This window comes from Paenibacillus sp. BR1-192 (genome assembly GCF_029542445.1).
Taxonomy (GTDB): Bacteria; Bacillota; Bacilli; order Paenibacillales; family Paenibacillaceae; genus Paenibacillus_AQ; species Paenibacillus_AQ lautus_A.
The window spans coordinates 4,059,908-4,075,544 of the sequence record NZ_CP120718.1 but is presented as its reverse complement, the minus strand read 5'-3'; the positions used below and the strand labels follow the sequence as shown (position 1 = coordinate 4,075,544).

Below are 15,637 nucleotides of genomic sequence, written 5' to 3'. Positions count from 1 at the left end.
TTCGAGTAACAGTAATAATATAATCAAAAACAATAATGATTTATTGTAAATCGATAAATTATATGTTAAAGTCAAAAATGAAAATATCGAAGTGAGGTGCTCTTAATGAAACAAGTTTCAACGCTCTTTTTAAAGGTGGCTGTTATTCTTATCGGTATTCCGATTCTTGCTTTGTGCATCTTTTTGGTGCCGGAGATCGCGAATTTTGCTGCCGAGCTGTATCCGGATATGAGTTATATTAAATATCTGGTATTCATCGATTTTTATGCCGCGGCGATCCCGTTTTACTATGCGCTGTATCAAGCCTTTAAGCTTTTAAGTTATATTGATAAGAACAAGGCGTTCTCGGAATGGTCTGTACGAGCTTTAAAGCGTATAAAATACTGTGCAATCACAATCAGCAGCTTGTTCGTGGTTGGCCTGCCGCTGTTCTATCTTGTCGCGGAGAAAGACGATGCCCCGGGCATCATCTTGATCGGATTGGTCTTGATTTTCGCCTCCATGGTGATTGCCGTTTTAGCCGCCGTCCTTCAAAGGCTGTTACAAGAAGCGATTGATATCAAATCGGAAAACGACTTAATAATCTGAGGTGAAACGACATGGCCATAATAATCAATATCGATGTGATGCTGGCTAAACGAAAAATGAGCGTTACGGAGCTTTCGGAGAAGGTTGGAATAACGATGGCCAATCTCTCCATATTGAAGAACGGAAAGGCGAAAGCGATTCGATTATCGACATTAGAGGCGATTTGTAAGGCTTTGGAATGTCAGCCCGGAGATATTTTAGAATATCGAATGGACGAAGACCAGCTGGAATAAAAATGGAGCATCCTAATTAAACGCAGAAAGGCTTAGGACCCGCCATAAAAGGCTGCCCTAAGCCAAACGGTTTAAACAGCGAAACAACATACCCTATCATCCGCTTGAAGAGCGATCGGTGATTAAGCCCTCTGAATGATTTTTTTGTCCTCGATTACATATACGGTATCGGCTACATTCTCGATCAAACGGACATCGTGCGATATGAATATGATCGTTCCCGCATAGTGCTTCATCAATTGTTCAAGCGCTTCCACCGCAGGAAGATCCAGAAAATTGCTGGGTTCATCCATCAGCAGGATGTTGTACCGTCCTAACAGCATTTTGGCAAGCTGCAATTTCATGATTTCTCCGCCGCTCAACACGGATAAAGACTTTCTTACGTCCTGTTGAGAAAATCCCATCGATGCCAGAACGGCTCGGATGTCCGACACTTCATAATCACTGTCTTCCAACATGAACTCCATAACCCCTTGATCACGATCAAACTTGTAACCCGTTTGGGCAAAATAGCCGATTTCCGCTTTAGGGGATACGGAAATACCATGCTCACGATGGAGTATCATCTTGAAAAGCGTCGTTTTCCCGGATCCATTCGCGCCGGTGACCGCGATCTTGGCGCCCAATGGAAACTGGAAGGAGGCCTCCTCGAAAATTTCCTTGCCCTCAAACTGTTTGCAAATGTCTTTCCCTGTAATCGGAAACGGATGATGAAGCTCCAAGGCTTTGCTTTGCCGAAAACGGATGGATCGCATGGCTTCAGGAGGTTTCACCTCACCAAGCGCTTCGATTCGATGCTCCATATTTTTAGCGGCATTATGGAGCTTTTTCTGTTTGCTTCCCGTCGATTTTTGATGAGCCAGGCGGCCGCCGCCTTCGGAGCTGTTTTTTCGTGAAGCGCCTTTGGCCTTTTGATCCACTTTTCGAGCCTGGCTAAGCTTTTCGGTAATGGCTTTCTCCAGCCGCTCCCGTTCCGCAGTAAATTGCTTGTATTTTTCAGCCTGACTATGCCGCTCCTCTTCTTTTTGGCGCAGGAAATCGGAATATCCGCCCCAGTACTCCGTGATTTTCCCCTCATTCAACTCCCAGATCTTATCGACGACTTGGTCAAGGAAATAACGGTCGTGACTGATGATGAGCAAGGCGCCGGAATAATATTTAAGCTGGTGGATCAGAAAGTCTATGCCATCCCGATCCAGGTGACATGTCGGCTCATCGGCAAAAATTCCGTGCACCTCTCCGGAGAGGGCCTGTGCTATTTTTAGCCGTGTTTCTTCACCGCCGCTCATATATTCCGCTTCACAGCTCTCAATTCCCAGCTTGCCGATTAAAGCGTAATCTTGAATCTCCTGTACAATGACATCATCCAATTGGGGAATATAACGGAAGTTGCCTTCCCGAATGACAGTACCTTGGGACAAAGGAATTTCCCCCAGCAAGGCTTTTAGCAGTGTGCTTTTACCTGCTCCGTTCGCGCCTACGAGACCGATTCGGTCATAGTCGTAAAGCTCCAGTCCATCAATGTCCAGTACATCGCGCCCCGAATATTCCACAACCATATCTTTTGCTTTTATCAAAAATCCCATATGGATTCCTCCTTCAAAAATCGCAGTTTCTGTTCGCAGGATCGCCTGCGATTGAAGAAGAGAGGATTAAATAAAGAAGAACCAATGCATGGATCTCATAAGATTTGCCCCTTTACGTTTTTATTGACCATACGCCTAATAGAGAAAAAAACACCTGTCCAGCCCAAATCGCAGGGATGTCGTTTCCCATGAGGTTGGATTGTACCATGTCCGATGTTCGGCCGTTTTTTGGCAATAAAAAATGCAGATGCGAGTCCACAACGGGGCTTAAATCTGCATGGATAACGAGAGAAGATGGCGACACAAAGGCATAGCAAAAAAGCTAACCGTGTCGCAATCTATGTCTACATACGCAGGAAATAAGCAGCTCAAAAAAAGCCCACATTTGTGGTTGGAACATCCGCTTTTTTGATTGCCAGCTTATCTTATACGCATGGAATGTAACATAGATCACGAGCCTCCTCATCAATGATACGTTGAATTCTAACATTGACGGCTATACCTGTCAATGAAGATGGGTCAGTCCACCATAAGGAGAAGCGGGGTGTTTTTAAAGAGAAAGACGCAACATGGTTAACTTTGGTGGTAAGGCTGCACAAGCCGACTTATGATATAATTCTTCGTAATTAATATATTTCCATCCTTACCCGGATATCTTCGTGATTTGTGAATGAATACTGTACAAAAAAGGAAGTGGATTATATTGGAATTCGACGTGGTTATGCAGGAACTGGAGGCACTCGGCAAGGAACGGATTAAAAAAACCTATATGAGCAATGGTGCGCAGGAGCCGCTTTTTGGGGTTGCTACTGGCGCAATGAAGCCATTAGCAAAGCAAATCAAGAAAAATCAACCTTTAGCAGAGCAGCTTTACGCCACCGGCAATTATGATGCGATGTATTTTGCCGGCATTATTGCAGACCCCATGATCATGACGGAAGCCGATTTCGATCGTTGGATGGATCGCGCTTATTTTTATATGTTGTCAGATTATGTGGTTGCCGTGACTTTGGCCGAAACGGAAATTGCGCAAGCTGTTGCCGATAAGTGGATCGCTAGCGGTGAAGAGCTTAAAATGTCGGCAGGCTGGAGCTGCTACTGCTGGCTTTTGGGTAACCGTGCGGACGCTGCATTTGATACCGTCAAGATCGAGAGCATGCTCGAACAGGTGAAAAACACGATCCACGACTCCCCTGAACGAACGAAATCCGCTATGAACAATTTTATGTACACTGTAGGGGTTTCTTATTTGCCAAGCCATGATAAGGCGGTAGAAATCGCGAAGGCCGTCGGACCAGTCGAAATCAAAAGGGACAAGAAGAAGAGCAGCATCCTGCTGGCTTCCGACAATATTCAAAAAGAGATCGAGAGAGGGAAGATCGGATTTAAACGCAAATATGTAAGGTGTTAGGAACGTCTGCAATAGGAAGAATCGAGCTCAATCGAATAGGGACAAAATATAAGCATGCATAAGTCGCGGTAAACGCGGCTTTTTTTTGTTTATGTTATCGGCAAGGTAAGCGGCAAGTTATCAACGAATCCTGATCGCCCCATTACTTACTATAATTACCAAGATAATCTAGACATCATATTTAATTTGTTAATTTTTTATGTAACCGCTGTCATTCTATAATTTGTTTAGAAAGGAGGTAAAAGTAAAAAAAGAGAATCGTTCGACATTTGGTTGTACAGAGCAAACACAAAAGAGGAGGTAGATTATGATTAAGTTTAGTAAAAAGGTAATGACGCTGGTGCTGGCAGCTTCCATGAGTTTTGGTTTGTTTGCAACAACCTCAAACGCAGCGACGGACTACTGGCAGAATTGGACCGATGGCGGCGGCACGGTCAATGCCGTTAACGGCTCCGGAGGCAATTACAGCGTAACGTGGCAAAATACCGGGAATTTCGTTGTCGGCAAAGGCTGGAATACCGGATCGCCGAACCGGACGATTAACTACAATGCCGGCGTCTGGGCGCCTTCCGGCAACGGGTATTTGACGCTCTACGGCTGGACGAGAAACTCGCTGATCGAATATTACGTCGTTGACAGCTGGGGGACTTACCGGCCTACCGGAACGCATAAAGGCACCGTGACCAGCGATGGGGGCACCTATGACATCTATACAACGATGCGATACAACGCGCCCTCGATTGACGGCACACAAACATTTGCCCAGTATTGGAGCGTTCGGCAATCGAAGAGAGCTACAGGCGTAAACTCCAGCATCACGTTCAGCAACCACGTGAACGCATGGGCAAGCAAAGGAATGAATCTGGGAAGCAGCTGGTCTTACCAGGTGTTAGCGACAGAGGGATATCAAAGCAGCGGGAGCTCCAACGTAACGGTGTGGTAACTTCCTGACCATCAATCATAAGTAAGCCGTCATCCTAACCAAACCGTTATCCGGATGCGTTGCAGGCCGTTCTCTGTCTGAGCAGCGGCCTCGACGTTGCCGGAGGCGAGTTGCAGACCGGGGCATGACTTATCGGTTCTTCTATCAGCTTAAAGGAGATCTATCCATGAGAAAGCTATTCATGTTTCTTTTCATAGCAGCAATGCTTGTGATCGGCGCCTGTTCGCAGGATAAACCTGATAAGAAGGAAGATCTTGTGTTCGTAGAAGGCGGGCCTATTAAGAACGACAAGTCCAACCACGCTGGACAAAGCGTGTCGTTATCGAGCTTTTATATCGGCAAATATGAGGTCACTCAAAAAGAGTGGGAAGAAGTCATGGGGAGCAATCCCTCGGAATTCGTAGGGGATCAATTGCCGGTTGAAATGGTGAGTTGGTATGACGTTGTGGAGTACTGCAATCGAAGAAGCATACAGGAAGGATTCGAACCGTATTACAACATCCACAAGGATGAAAAAGACGCAAATAATAAGAATGATAATGATCATATCAAATGGACCGTCACGATCAATGAGGGAGCTGACGGCTACCGGCTGCCTACTGAAGCGGAGTGGGAATATGCTGCAAGCGGTGGCCAGGCTAGCAAGGGTTACGCATACAGCGGAAGCCATAATGCCGACGAGGTTGCATGGTATTGGAGAAACGCCGGAGATCAATACTTAACCGGAGATTGGAACTGGCCCGTCATCGAGAACAACCATAATCAAACCAAACCGATCGGCACCCAGAAGCCCAACGAGTTAGGCATATACGATATGTCAGGCAACGTTAGGGAGTGGTGCTGGGACTGGTACAGCGACTCGAACAGCCAGAGCGGCATCTTTCGGGTGGTGAAGGGCGGCGGCTGGATCGGCGACGTCAGCAACAACGAGATCTCGTTCGTAGGCAAATTCGATGCCAATGGCTTTGGCCCGGATCAAGGGTTTCGGGTCGTTCGCGGAGCGTAGTCAAGGAGCCAGCCGTTACGATTTTATTCGTATTGATTCTTTACTCCCCATTCGCATAACCCTTCCAAAACGGGTAATAGCGTTACCGCTTTATCCGTGAGGCTATACTCGACTTTAGGGGGGACTTGAGGGTATTCTTTCCGTTTCACGAGTCCGTCCGCCTCCAATTCCTTAAGCTGCGAACTCAATGTTTTGTAAGTAATGGCGCCGATCTGTCTTTTCAGATCATTGAAGCGGACCGTTTGGTTTTCTGCAAGAAGGTAGATAATGACCATTTTCCATTTGCCGCCGATCACGGACACCGTATAACCAAAAGGCGTATCTTGAATATTCTTAACTTTACCTTTAAATTCAGCCATGCTCATATTTACACTATCCTTTCGGGTAGTACCTTTCAAATAAGTGCGTACTACTTTTTTATTTGTGCTCAGTCTATACTAACTTTACTTTGAAGTAAAGGAGACGACAGCATGACTAAAAAAACGAAAACGATACGCCTGTTAATGCCGCAATGGCAAGGGGGGAACAACCCCAACTACTCTTTTGGAGCCGAACTGCTTGCTTGGCTGGCTCCGGATAATGATCAACCCCTTATCCATGTTCCCGTCCAAACCTATGATGGAACGCCTCTTGAAAACGAGAACGGTATGAATGGCAGAACACAGCTGCTCGAACAGTTAAAGGCGGCTCATCATCTTATCCATGCACATAAGCCGGATCGCATTGTCATGTTTGGCGGCGACTGCTTGGTCGAACAAGCTCCTTTTGCCTATTTGAACGAACGATACGACGGGGAGTTAGGTTTAATCTGGATCGATGCTCACAGTGATTTGGTGAGGTATGTAGGCTATGACAACGGGCATACGGTACCGCTTGGGAATCTGTTGGGAGAAGGGGATGAGGAGTTTGCCAAACATGTGAACATCCCTCTAAAACCCGAAAACGTCTTTATTGCAGGATTAGCAACGCCTACCGAACAAGAAGCCAAGGTGATCTCGGAAGGATTCCAAAAGCTAGGCATCGGTTTTGCGGAGCAGGACACGGACATGATTCAGAGGCTGGGCATTCGTACTGCTGGCACCGAGGAGTTGAAGAACAGTACTTCGTCTATTAAAGCGTGGATTAAAGAACGCGGCATTAAGCACCTGGCGATTCACCTCGATCTGGACGTGCTTGATCCCAAGGCATTCCGGTCTTTGCTGTTCGCGAACCCTGAAGAACCCTTTAATTTATCTCCTCAGGGAACCATGCAATTGCCCCAACTGCTTCATCTGCTGAAGGAACTGTCTGAAGAGACCGATGTCGTGGGTTTAGGGATCACGGAGCATCTGCCATGGGATTCTATCTATTTGAAGAAACTGCTGGGCGAGATGCCTATTTTAAATAACTAAAAGCCATAAACCGTTTTATCATAGATGGATCATACGGGACAGAAGTCGCCATGATCAAAAAGGAGGCTTCCTGCGAAACTTAATAGGAAACCTCCTGAACCGACATTCAAACCCAATCGCCGAAAATCGTGCGGGCTTTGTTCCAATCGACGCCCAAGCTGCCTTGCCAGCCAGCCCAAGGCATCTCCATGTCGGAACGGCCCTTGGTGTTGTCCAGTTCAAACTCGGCATGTATGATGGTTGCCGTGTCCGTCCAGCGGTCCTGAGAGAGCTCCAGGATGCGGTTGGGTAGCACGCCGACCCTGGCTAGCGCCTGGAGCATGCCACGGCGAATGCCCGCATGACCCTTCAAGATTTTTTCGCCGGTTAACCGCTTTTCATACTGCCCTGGCGTTTCGCCAGCCTCGGCCCGGTCCAAGCTCTGCAGCAGCTGTCTGAAGGCGTGCTTGTCATTGTCCGTTGCCTCAACGGGCTCTTGCTCCAGCAGTTCGACCAACTCGGCCATATCCACGTATGCGCCGAAGCTTGATCCGCTGTAATTGTTGCCCAAATGCATCGCGTAACGTATGTAAGACAGATTGTCCCAGCCTTCATGGCTGTGGCTGAAGCCACAGACCTTGCAAGCCCGAAGCCATTCGGGTTCCTCGTAAGCGTGGGGGCGTGCATGAATCATGGCGTGATAACTGGCCAGCGTGGATATGCCTCGGGGCCAGCTTCCACCCACCCCAGCAACAAAGGCCTTGCCTATGCTGGACCAGGTCAAGCGAACGTTCGAACGCAGCTCGATCAGTCGGCCTATGATTTCGTCATGCCGAATATACTGCAGATCGTTTACGACCCATCCGCTGGCCTCCAGCAGCTCCTGCTCTGCCGCAGTAAGCGTTTCTGTATTATATACGCTTACCTCACGCTCCCGGTCATAGTTGTAATTGGTATGGTGATACAGCTTTTTCAACATGCGCATTTGTTTGTTGTCCATGGATTGCTCCTTTCATTCGACGCGGGTTGCATCCGTTCTTCCGGTAACGACGGGTTGTCATTATTCCATTATAAACGGAACAAGCAGCGTAGGACATGCGCTTAAAGGACCAAGCAGGAATTGAGCGAGAGATGAGCGATCCAATGAGCTTCATAATGCCTTGAAGGTCCTGGGCTTCACGCGAGTATAACGCGTGGTGTTGTGCATCCTATTTTCATGAATGAACCAAGCCGGGGAATGACAATATAAGATGGTAGTATACATCTCTGTTTCCAAAGGAGGATATCTGTCATGGCTCACCAGAAGAGAAGGAAAGAAGCTGCCTGGAAGTCGCGTAAGCAAGAACAGCATCCCCATGGTAAAATCAAATCGCTCAAGGAACTGTCCAGCGAATAGGTTGGAGAGCATACTACTTGGAAATCAAAAGACTGCCCGGTGAAAGGTACCGGCAGTCTTTTTTATCCTCAACACTCTTTTCCGCGACGTTTGTTTGTTCTTCTAATCATGGTGGCACTAGTAGGTCTAAATGAGATATGACATAAGGTAATGGTGATCTCGTAAAAAAGCGACTTGACACTGGAGTTTACTCCAATGTTATTTTGAATGCATGAAACCATTATATTCAATACAAGAAGTTTCGCAGATCCTTGGAATTCCCAAGGATACACTTCGCTACTATGACCGAATTGGAATCGTATCGCCGGCCCGGGAAGACAATCGGTACCGCAGGTATTCGAGGAGTGACCTCATGGATTTAATGAATATTCAAATCCTGCAGTTTGCTGACTTGTCGCTTAACGAAATCAAGGGGAAGTTTGGATTCCACAGAATGGAGGAGGTTGACCCAGCAGAATGCCTGAAGGTAGCTTCGTTCCTTGATGCCAAGAATGCGGAAACGCGCGAGAAGATTGCTCGTCTGGAAAAGGTCAGTCAATTGCTTGAGCTAGCAGCCGAAACGCTAAGGGACCTTAATCATGAAAGCGACCAGCGGCTGGCAGCGTTCGTTCGCGAGATATACCAAACGATTCGCAGGAAGGAGAATGGTATACCCGAGGAGGGATGTTTTGGACATGAAGATTAAGAATCCATATTATTTAATTGCCGGTATCCTTGCCGTGCTTTTTGCCATTACGCATGCTTGGAACGGGCAATCCGCTGTACTGCCGATACTTCGCGCGAGCGAGATCGCCTTGGATTCCGAGATCATATTCACGTATGTCTGGCATATCATCACGACGGAGAATCTGGTCTTCGGTATCGCGTTCATTTGCATGGCATTCCAACGCGAACGATCGAAAATCCGGGCCGTTGCATGGATGATCGTATCGCTGCTGATCGTACGACTGATGGTCATTCTAGGCATAACGGCAGTTCAAAATGTTTCGGCATTAACGGACACGGTAGTCGATTCGGTTGCCATCGTAATTTATGTCATCTTCATCCTCTTGGGCATTAGAATGAAACCAAAAGAGCTCAAGGATTCGACGCTACTATCAAGTAAGCGCTAGCGAAAGATAACCATATCGAGAGAGGTCTGTGGATTTTGTTGAACATGATTCCAGTATTCTTTCATAAAATCAATCATTGCACAGCAGCCGGCCCAAAGGCCGGCTGTAGTTATTAGCCATAGGGTGCAGTTGTAATAACCCCGAGCATATCGATCCATGTTCGATCAAGTGATGTTACCATCAGCCCAAAATGTGGTTTGATGTTTTGGCCCGCCGAATAATGCGAAGCGTTTTGTTTCAAAATAGCATAACCTATAAAATTTTTTTCATTATGATGCCTAATGAATGAAACGAGACATTACTTGACAACGTAATAACGACAGGGAGCAGCGGTGCAATCAAAATTCAAGAGCTGAAACGTGGAGCTTGAAGCAACAAATGGGTCCTGAACATTCTAACATAAGAGAGGGGAAGTACCGTTGGAATCACTTTGGTTGGAGTATGCCTGGGCATTACTGATTCTTATCGGTTTGGAAGGTTTATTATCGGCGGATAATGCCCTTGTGCTGGCGGTTATCGCGAAGCACTTACCGGAGGAACAAAAGAAGAAAGCCATCAATTACGGAATCATCATGGCCTTTGTATTTCGCTTCGCGGCCCTGTTTGCGATATCGTTTATCGCGAACGTCTGGCAAATACAGGCGATTGGAGCGGCTTATCTCCTATACCTCGGATTAAAGCACATCATCAAAGCCCGTTTTGGCAAGGAAAACAAAAATATTCGCGAGGACATAAAGAAAGATGCCGCGGGAAAAGGCTTTTGGCCGACCGTTGGAAAGATTGCGGTTGCGGATCTCGCGTTTGCGATTGATTCCATTCTTGCTGCTGTGGCTCTGGCACTGGGCCTCCCGGATTCGCCGCTACCGGATTTCGGCGGGATGGACGGAGGACAATTCCTGGTTGTCGTGCTTGGCGGGATCGCAGGGCTTGTCCTGATCAAATTCGCGGCCACATGGTTTGTGAAGCTGCTTGCTCAACGGCCGGCACTGGAGACCACGGCATATGCCATCGTGGCATGGGTCGGCGTCAAGCTCGCTGTGATCACCCTGGCCCATGAAGATATTGGCGTGTTGGCTCATCATTTCCCGCACAGCACAGGCTGGACCATCGTTTTCTACGGGGTCTTGGTCGCCATCGCCCTTCTCGGTTGGTTTGCCCCCTCGAATAAAAGGCACACTCAACCTGATCCGCTTTAGGTTGACCTAAGTAAACGAGGCAGTGGAATCGAATTCCACTGCCTCGTTTTATACTTTTTCGTTCATAAAAATCCCGAGCCCGATGGATTGACATGACACCAAATGGTGACCTATAATCAAAATGTCACTAAATGGTGTCCGATTATCAAAAATATCGAATATGTAGAAATTCAGCACCGAGGAGCAGCTTATCAATGATAGGGTTACACTTTGATCAGACGGACACAACTCCATTTCATGGACGCGTGGCAGGATACGGGGCTTTAAATTTGCCGTTTATTTGCTGCTTCGATTCGCAAGGACATGCCCCGCGAACGCTCGTCCGAAGGGCCGCACTCTATAGGGATGGAAAATGAACGGCTGTCCCTCGGCAGTAATATGGAGGAGAGGGTGTTGTGAACGAGAACTATCAGTCTCGCGATGTGTTTAACGCCATTGCAGACCCGACCAGGCGCCAACTGATCCATCTGTTGGCTGAAGCCGATGAGCTGCCGCTGCATGAGTTAACGGCACAGTTTCCCATGGGCCGTACTGCGGTGTCCAAACATTTAACGATTCTTAAGGAAGCCGATCTGGTACATGACCGAAAAGTCGGCAGAGAAACGCGTTTCAGGCTTAACGCTTCGCCACTCCGAGAAGTTCAAGATTGGGTGGCTTTTTACAACAAGTACTGGAATGCCAACATGCTGCGTTTAAGCCAGCTATTAGAGGAGGAAGATGAATGAGCTTATCATTGTCTATGGATTTTCCGTTCAAGACATCGATCGAGAAGCTGTGGTTAGCCATCACCGATTCAAACCAGCTTGCCAAGTGGATTACGGAAAATGATTTTAAACCCGTCGTAGGGCACCGATTTCAGTTTCGCCATGAGCCATCAGAATGGTGGGATGGGATTGTTGAAGGCGAAGTGCTTATCGTGGACGAGCCTAATCTTCTATCCTATACCTGGGCAACCGGTGAGGAAAGACATACGGTTACCTTGACGCTGCAGGATTTAGGAGGCGGAAAGGTTAACCTCCATCTCGAACAAATCGGATTTTCCAACGTTCATGGGCTCGAGGGGGCTAAGCATGGATGGAGTGCATGGGTCGCCAAGCTTGAAAAGGCATTGGCAGATTAACCTCATCCATATTAACGTTACGCACCCAAGCGCTAAATGAATAGAGGATGTTGATTGAACCTGCCGGCCCGCATCGATATAACCGGCTGCATGCTGCTTGCAGCCGGTTTAAGTCTTGAACGATTCATTTGAAAAATTGCTTAAATCACCCATATCGGAAGGATGTTATGCATGAGCGAAACAAATCAGGAGTATATCGTGCTCTCGGGTGCGAGGGAAAACAATCTTAAGAACGTATCCCTGCGCATTCCCAAGCGGAAGATCACGATCTTCACCGGTGTATCCGGATCCGGCAAATCGTCGATTGTCTTCGATACGATCGCCGCAGAATCCACGCGACTGCTGAATGAGAACTTCAGCATGTTCGTTCGTACGTTCCTGCCCCGCGTTCCCCAGCCGGATACGGACGCAATCGAGAATCTGAGCATGGCCGTTATCGTGGATCAGAAGCGGCTTGGCGGCGGTTCCCATTCCACGATGGGCACCATTACCGATATTTCTCCCATTCTCCGTCTTTTATTCTCCCGAGTGGGTCAGCCCCATATCGGACCCGCGCATTTATTCTCCTTCAACGATCCGCAAGGCATGTGCCCGGAGTGCAACGGAATCGGTCGCAAGCTTGGCGTCGACATGAGCAAGGCGGTGGACATGACCAAGTCGCTGAATGAAGGCGCTCTGATGCTGCCGGACTATTCGGTGAACGGCTGGGAGTGGAACATGATACTGCAATCGGGCGATTTTGATCCGGACAAAAAGCTGAGCGATTATTCCGTTGAGGAATTGGAGCATCTCCTGTATGCCAAGGCAAGAAAAGTAAAGATGGATTTCGCCGGTAAGGCAACGAACATTACGGTGGAAGGCGTCATTGAGAAGTTCACCAACAAATACATCAAGCAGGATGTGAAAACGAAGTCCGAACGCACGCAGAAAGCCGTGATGCCATTTATCACGGAGGGTCCGTGCCCCAGCTGCCGCGGCGCAAGACTCAGCCAAGCGACGCTGAGCTGCAAAATCAATGGACTCCACATTGCGGAGATGTCCGCCATGGAAGTGGGCCAGCTGATCCGCGTTATACGCGAGATCGATGATCCGATCGCCGCACCGATCATCAAATCGTTAACGGAGCGTCTGCAGCATCTGGTGGATATCGGATTGGATTACTTGACGCTGGACCGCGAGACGGATACCTTGTCGGGCGGCGAGTCGCAGCGCGTCAAAATGGTCAAGCATCTGAGCGGCAGCCTCGTGGACGTCACTTACATCTTCGATGAGCCCAGCGTTGGCTTGCATCCCCGCGATGTACACAGGTTAAATGAACTGCTTCAGAAGCTGCGCGACAAGGGCAACACCGTGATTGTCGTTGAGCATGATCCCGATGTGATCAAGGTGGCGGACCATATCGTCGACGTTGGGCCGTACGCCGGCAGCCGCGGCGGTACCATCGTATATGAGGGAAGCTACTCCGGACTTCTGGAGTCCGCTACTTTAACAGGGACCCATATGAAGTGGCCGCTCCAGCTGAAGCACGACTGCAGGCAGCCATCCGGCAAGCTGTCCATCAAGGAGGCCACGCTGCACAATCTAATGAACGTGAGCGTCGATATTCCGACCGGAGTGCTGACCGTTGTTACGGGTGTCGCCGGCTCGGGCAAAAGCACCCTGATCAACGAAGTATTTCTCAGCCAGCATCCGGATGCAATCGTCATCGATCAATCGGCGGTAGGCGTATCCACGCGCTCGAATCCAGCCACTTACACGGGCATAATGGATGATGTTCGTAAAGCATTTGCTTCGGCGAACAAGGTGAACCAGGGTTTGTTCAGCTTCAACTCGAAGGGAGCCTGCGAGAACTGCCAAGGGCTTGGCGTATTGTATACGGACCTTTCCTTCCTCGACAGCGTAAAGCTGCCATGCGATGTGTGCGGGGGGAGACGCTTCAAGGATGAGGTACTCGAGTACAAACTGAACGGCAAGTCGATTGCCGAAGTGCTGGAGATGACGGTGGAGCAGGCACTGGACTTTTTTGAACTCAAAGAGGTTGTTCGCAAGCTTCAGGCCATGAGCGATGTGGGATTGAACTATATTACGCTCGGCCAGCCGCTCAGCACGCTCTCGGGCGGGGAGTGCCAGCGCATCAAGCTGGCAAGCGAGCTGCATAAGAAAGGCAGCATTTACGTGATGGACGAGCCGACCACCGGTCTGCATATGTCGGATATCGGCCACCTGCTGGAGATCATGAACCGTCTTGTGGACGCAGGCAATACGGTAATTGTCATCGAGCATAACCTCGAGGTGATCAGCCAAGCGGACTGGATCATCGACATGGGACCGGACGGAGGCAGCAAGGGCGGGCAAGTGGTGTTCGAGGGCACGCCGGCGCAGATCACTCAAGCGGAGCTGTCGATTACGGGAAGATATTTGATGTAACGAGGGGGGAGATCATGGGTTTTATTAAAGATTTTCTATCCATATTCCAAAAGCGGAAATTGATATTTATAGAGAGCAGCAAAGAATCGGAAGACGTGTACACTTTTTCGTTCGAAAAAGGACCAGATTTAACATGGAAAGCAGGGCAATACGGATTGTTCAGCATTACGCATAAAACCATGAAGAATGCTACAAAGCCATTCAGCATCAGTTCTGTTCCCACAGAGAACGTTGTTAACATAACAACGCGCATCGGGGATAACCCAAGCGAATTCAAGAAGGCTCTGCTGGAATTAAAACCAGGCATGCATATGAAAATGAGCGGTCCTGTAGGGTCCTTTCATTTGGATCCTCAAAGTCCCTCGCTCCTGATCGCGGCTGGAATCGGAATGACGCCTTTTCGGTCAATTTTAAAACAAATAACGGCAGCCGGAAATGAGTTGAAACCCATACAACTTCTCTATATGGATAGCAAGAAGTCCTATCTATATAAAGATGAACTTGATGCAATAGCCAGCCATCCTTCGATCCAGGTATCTTATCTTGATTCAAGAAATGATTTAGATCAGGAAATCGATAAGTTCATCGCCCGGCATAAGGATCATGGCAAGTATTTGGTCGCTGGGCCGAAATCCATGGTGGAGTCGGTTACTGCGTACTTGCAAAGTAAGGGTGTATCCAAGCGGAATATCAAAAAGGATGCTTTTTTTGGATATTAGCAATTGAATGTACTAATAGTAGAAAGCGGAATCCATGCATAGCAAAGAAATCGTGGATAGAGAATAGCTTAAGCATGAACGCCGCATAAGCTGGCGTCTTAGAAGGAGGAAACAACATGGAGGTTTTTGCAGATTTTTTAGCGAAAATCGAAAACCCGCAGCATCGGGCCCGAACCGAAGAAGTTTTGGGGTGGGTCGCTGAGAAATTTCCGAATCTGATGCCGAAAATGGCGTGGAATCAGCCAATGTTCACCGACCACGGCACATTTATCATTGGCTTTAGCGTAGCCAAACCTCACTTGGCGGTTGCCCCTGAGAAGGCAGGGATACATCAGTTTTCGGATGAAATCGTCAAGGCCGGCTATGATCACACCAAGGAGCTAGTCCGCATTCGGTGGGATCGTCCGGTTGATTTCTCATTGCTGGAGAGAATGATCGAGTTTAATATGCTGGATAAGGCAAACTGTACGACGTTTTGGCGATGAGAAAAAAGCACCTAGGCCGTAGAAACAGAAGACGAAACTTTACTG

Annotated in this window: 18 protein-coding genes; 15 read left to right on the top strand and 3 right to left on the bottom strand. The window is 48.2% G+C overall.

Annotated features, from left to right (window positions below; all coding sequences use genetic code 11):
* Window positions 1–105: 105 nt before the first annotated feature.
* Complete coding sequence (locus P0X86_RS18075) at window positions 106–588, top strand: DUF2975 domain-containing protein (RefSeq protein WP_277746100.1); 483 nt, start codon at window positions 106–108, stop codon at window positions 586–588.
* 11 nt (window positions 589–599) lie between these two features.
* Complete coding sequence (locus P0X86_RS18070; RefSeq protein WP_015735752.1) at window positions 600–821, top strand: helix-turn-helix domain-containing protein; 222 nt, start codon at window positions 600–602, stop codon at window positions 819–821.
* Between the two features lie 122 nt (window positions 822–943).
* Here P0X86_RS18070 and P0X86_RS18065 read toward each other — a convergent pair whose 3' ends face one another.
* Complete coding sequence (locus P0X86_RS18065) at window positions 944–2,407, bottom strand: Msr family ABC-F type ribosomal protection protein (RefSeq protein ID WP_277746099.1); 1,464 nt, start codon at window positions 2,405–2,407, stop codon at window positions 944–946.
* A 703-nt stretch (window positions 2,408–3,110) separates the two neighbouring features.
* Between P0X86_RS18065 and P0X86_RS18060 the strand changes: the two genes are divergently transcribed.
* The 3 genes from P0X86_RS18060 (at window position 3,111) to P0X86_RS18050 (ending at window position 5,767) form a co-directional block, all read left to right on the top strand.
* Entirely contained in the window at window positions 3,111–3,818 is a 708-nt protein-coding gene (locus P0X86_RS18060; protein WP_277746098.1) for a DNA alkylation repair protein, read from the top strand.
* Between the two features lie 307 nt (window positions 3,819–4,125).
* The gene (locus P0X86_RS18055; RefSeq protein WP_009592475.1) at window positions 4,126–4,761 is read left to right on the top strand and encodes a glycoside hydrolase family 11 protein; all 636 of its coding nucleotides are present in this window, start codon (window positions 4,126–4,128) and stop codon (window positions 4,759–4,761) included.
* A gap of 166 nt (window positions 4,762–4,927) precedes the next feature.
* Window positions 4,928–5,767, top strand: a complete 840-nt coding sequence (locus P0X86_RS18050) for a formylglycine-generating enzyme family protein (RefSeq protein ID WP_277746097.1) — start codon at window positions 4,928–4,930, stop codon at window positions 5,765–5,767.
* A 23-nt stretch (window positions 5,768–5,790) separates the two neighbouring features.
* Here the strand turns inward: P0X86_RS18050 and P0X86_RS18045 are convergent, their stop codons facing one another.
* A complete protein-coding gene (locus P0X86_RS18045) occupies window positions 5,791–6,132 on the bottom strand; it encodes a winged helix-turn-helix transcriptional regulator (protein ID WP_096774052.1) in 342 nt (113 codons plus the stop codon).
* 105 nt (window positions 6,133–6,237) lie between these two features.
* On the opposite strand from P0X86_RS18045, the gene P0X86_RS18040 reads away from it, so the two are divergent.
* A complete protein-coding gene (locus tag P0X86_RS18040; protein ID WP_213578887.1) occupies window positions 6,238–7,158 on the top strand; it encodes an arginase family protein in 921 nt (306 codons plus the stop codon).
* Between the two features lie 106 nt (window positions 7,159–7,264).
* On the opposite strand, the gene P0X86_RS18035 is transcribed toward P0X86_RS18040, so the two are convergent.
* Window positions 7,265–8,137, bottom strand: a complete 873-nt coding sequence (locus tag P0X86_RS18035; RefSeq protein WP_277746096.1) for a hypothetical protein — start codon at window positions 8,135–8,137, stop codon at window positions 7,265–7,267.
* A gap of 291 nt (window positions 8,138–8,428) precedes the next feature.
* Between P0X86_RS18035 and P0X86_RS18030 the strand changes: the two genes are divergently transcribed.
* From P0X86_RS18030 to P0X86_RS17990, 9 genes are all read left to right on the top strand, one after another.
* Complete coding sequence (locus P0X86_RS18030; protein WP_015735743.1) at window positions 8,429–8,533, top strand: DUF6254 family protein; 105 nt, start codon at window positions 8,429–8,431, stop codon at window positions 8,531–8,533.
* A gap of 211 nt (window positions 8,534–8,744) precedes the next feature.
* The gene (locus P0X86_RS18025) at window positions 8,745–9,218 is read left to right on the top strand and encodes a MerR family transcriptional regulator (RefSeq protein ID WP_277746095.1); all 474 of its coding nucleotides are present in this window, start codon (window positions 8,745–8,747) and stop codon (window positions 9,216–9,218) included.
* Window positions 9,208–9,645 (top strand): hypothetical protein, encoded by a 438-nt coding sequence (locus P0X86_RS18020; RefSeq protein ID WP_277746094.1) that lies wholly within the window; start codon window positions 9,208–9,210, stop codon window positions 9,643–9,645. Before P0X86_RS18025 ends, P0X86_RS18020 begins: the two co-directional genes overlap by 11 nt.
* Window positions 9,646–10,064: 419 nt before the next feature.
* A complete protein-coding gene (locus P0X86_RS18015; RefSeq protein ID WP_096774047.1) occupies window positions 10,065–10,841 on the top strand; it encodes a TerC family protein in 777 nt (258 codons plus the stop codon).
* A gap of 395 nt (window positions 10,842–11,236) precedes the next feature.
* Entirely contained in the window at window positions 11,237–11,566 is a 330-nt protein-coding gene (locus P0X86_RS18010; RefSeq protein ID WP_009592507.1) for an ArsR/SmtB family transcription factor, read from the top strand.
* Window positions 11,563–11,961: an SRPBCC family protein gene (locus P0X86_RS18005; RefSeq protein ID WP_096774046.1), complete on the top strand. Its 399-nt coding sequence runs from the start codon at window positions 11,563–11,565 to the stop codon at window positions 11,959–11,961. The genes P0X86_RS18010 and P0X86_RS18005 overlap by 4 nt, the downstream gene beginning before the upstream one ends.
* 171 nt (window positions 11,962–12,132) lie before the next feature.
* Window positions 12,133–14,388, top strand: a complete 2,256-nt coding sequence (locus P0X86_RS18000) for an excinuclease ABC subunit UvrA (protein ID WP_277746093.1) — start codon at window positions 12,133–12,135, stop codon at window positions 14,386–14,388.
* Between the two features lie 14 nt (window positions 14,389–14,402).
* Entirely contained in the window at window positions 14,403–15,107 is a 705-nt protein-coding gene (locus tag P0X86_RS17995) for an FAD-dependent oxidoreductase (protein WP_277746092.1), read from the top strand.
* Between the two features lie 116 nt (window positions 15,108–15,223).
* On the top strand, window positions 15,224–15,592 hold the full coding sequence (locus P0X86_RS17990) for an iron chaperone (RefSeq protein WP_096774043.1): 369 nt from the start codon (window positions 15,224–15,226) through the stop codon (window positions 15,590–15,592).
* The last annotated feature ends 45 nt before the right edge of the window (window positions 15,593–15,637 follow it).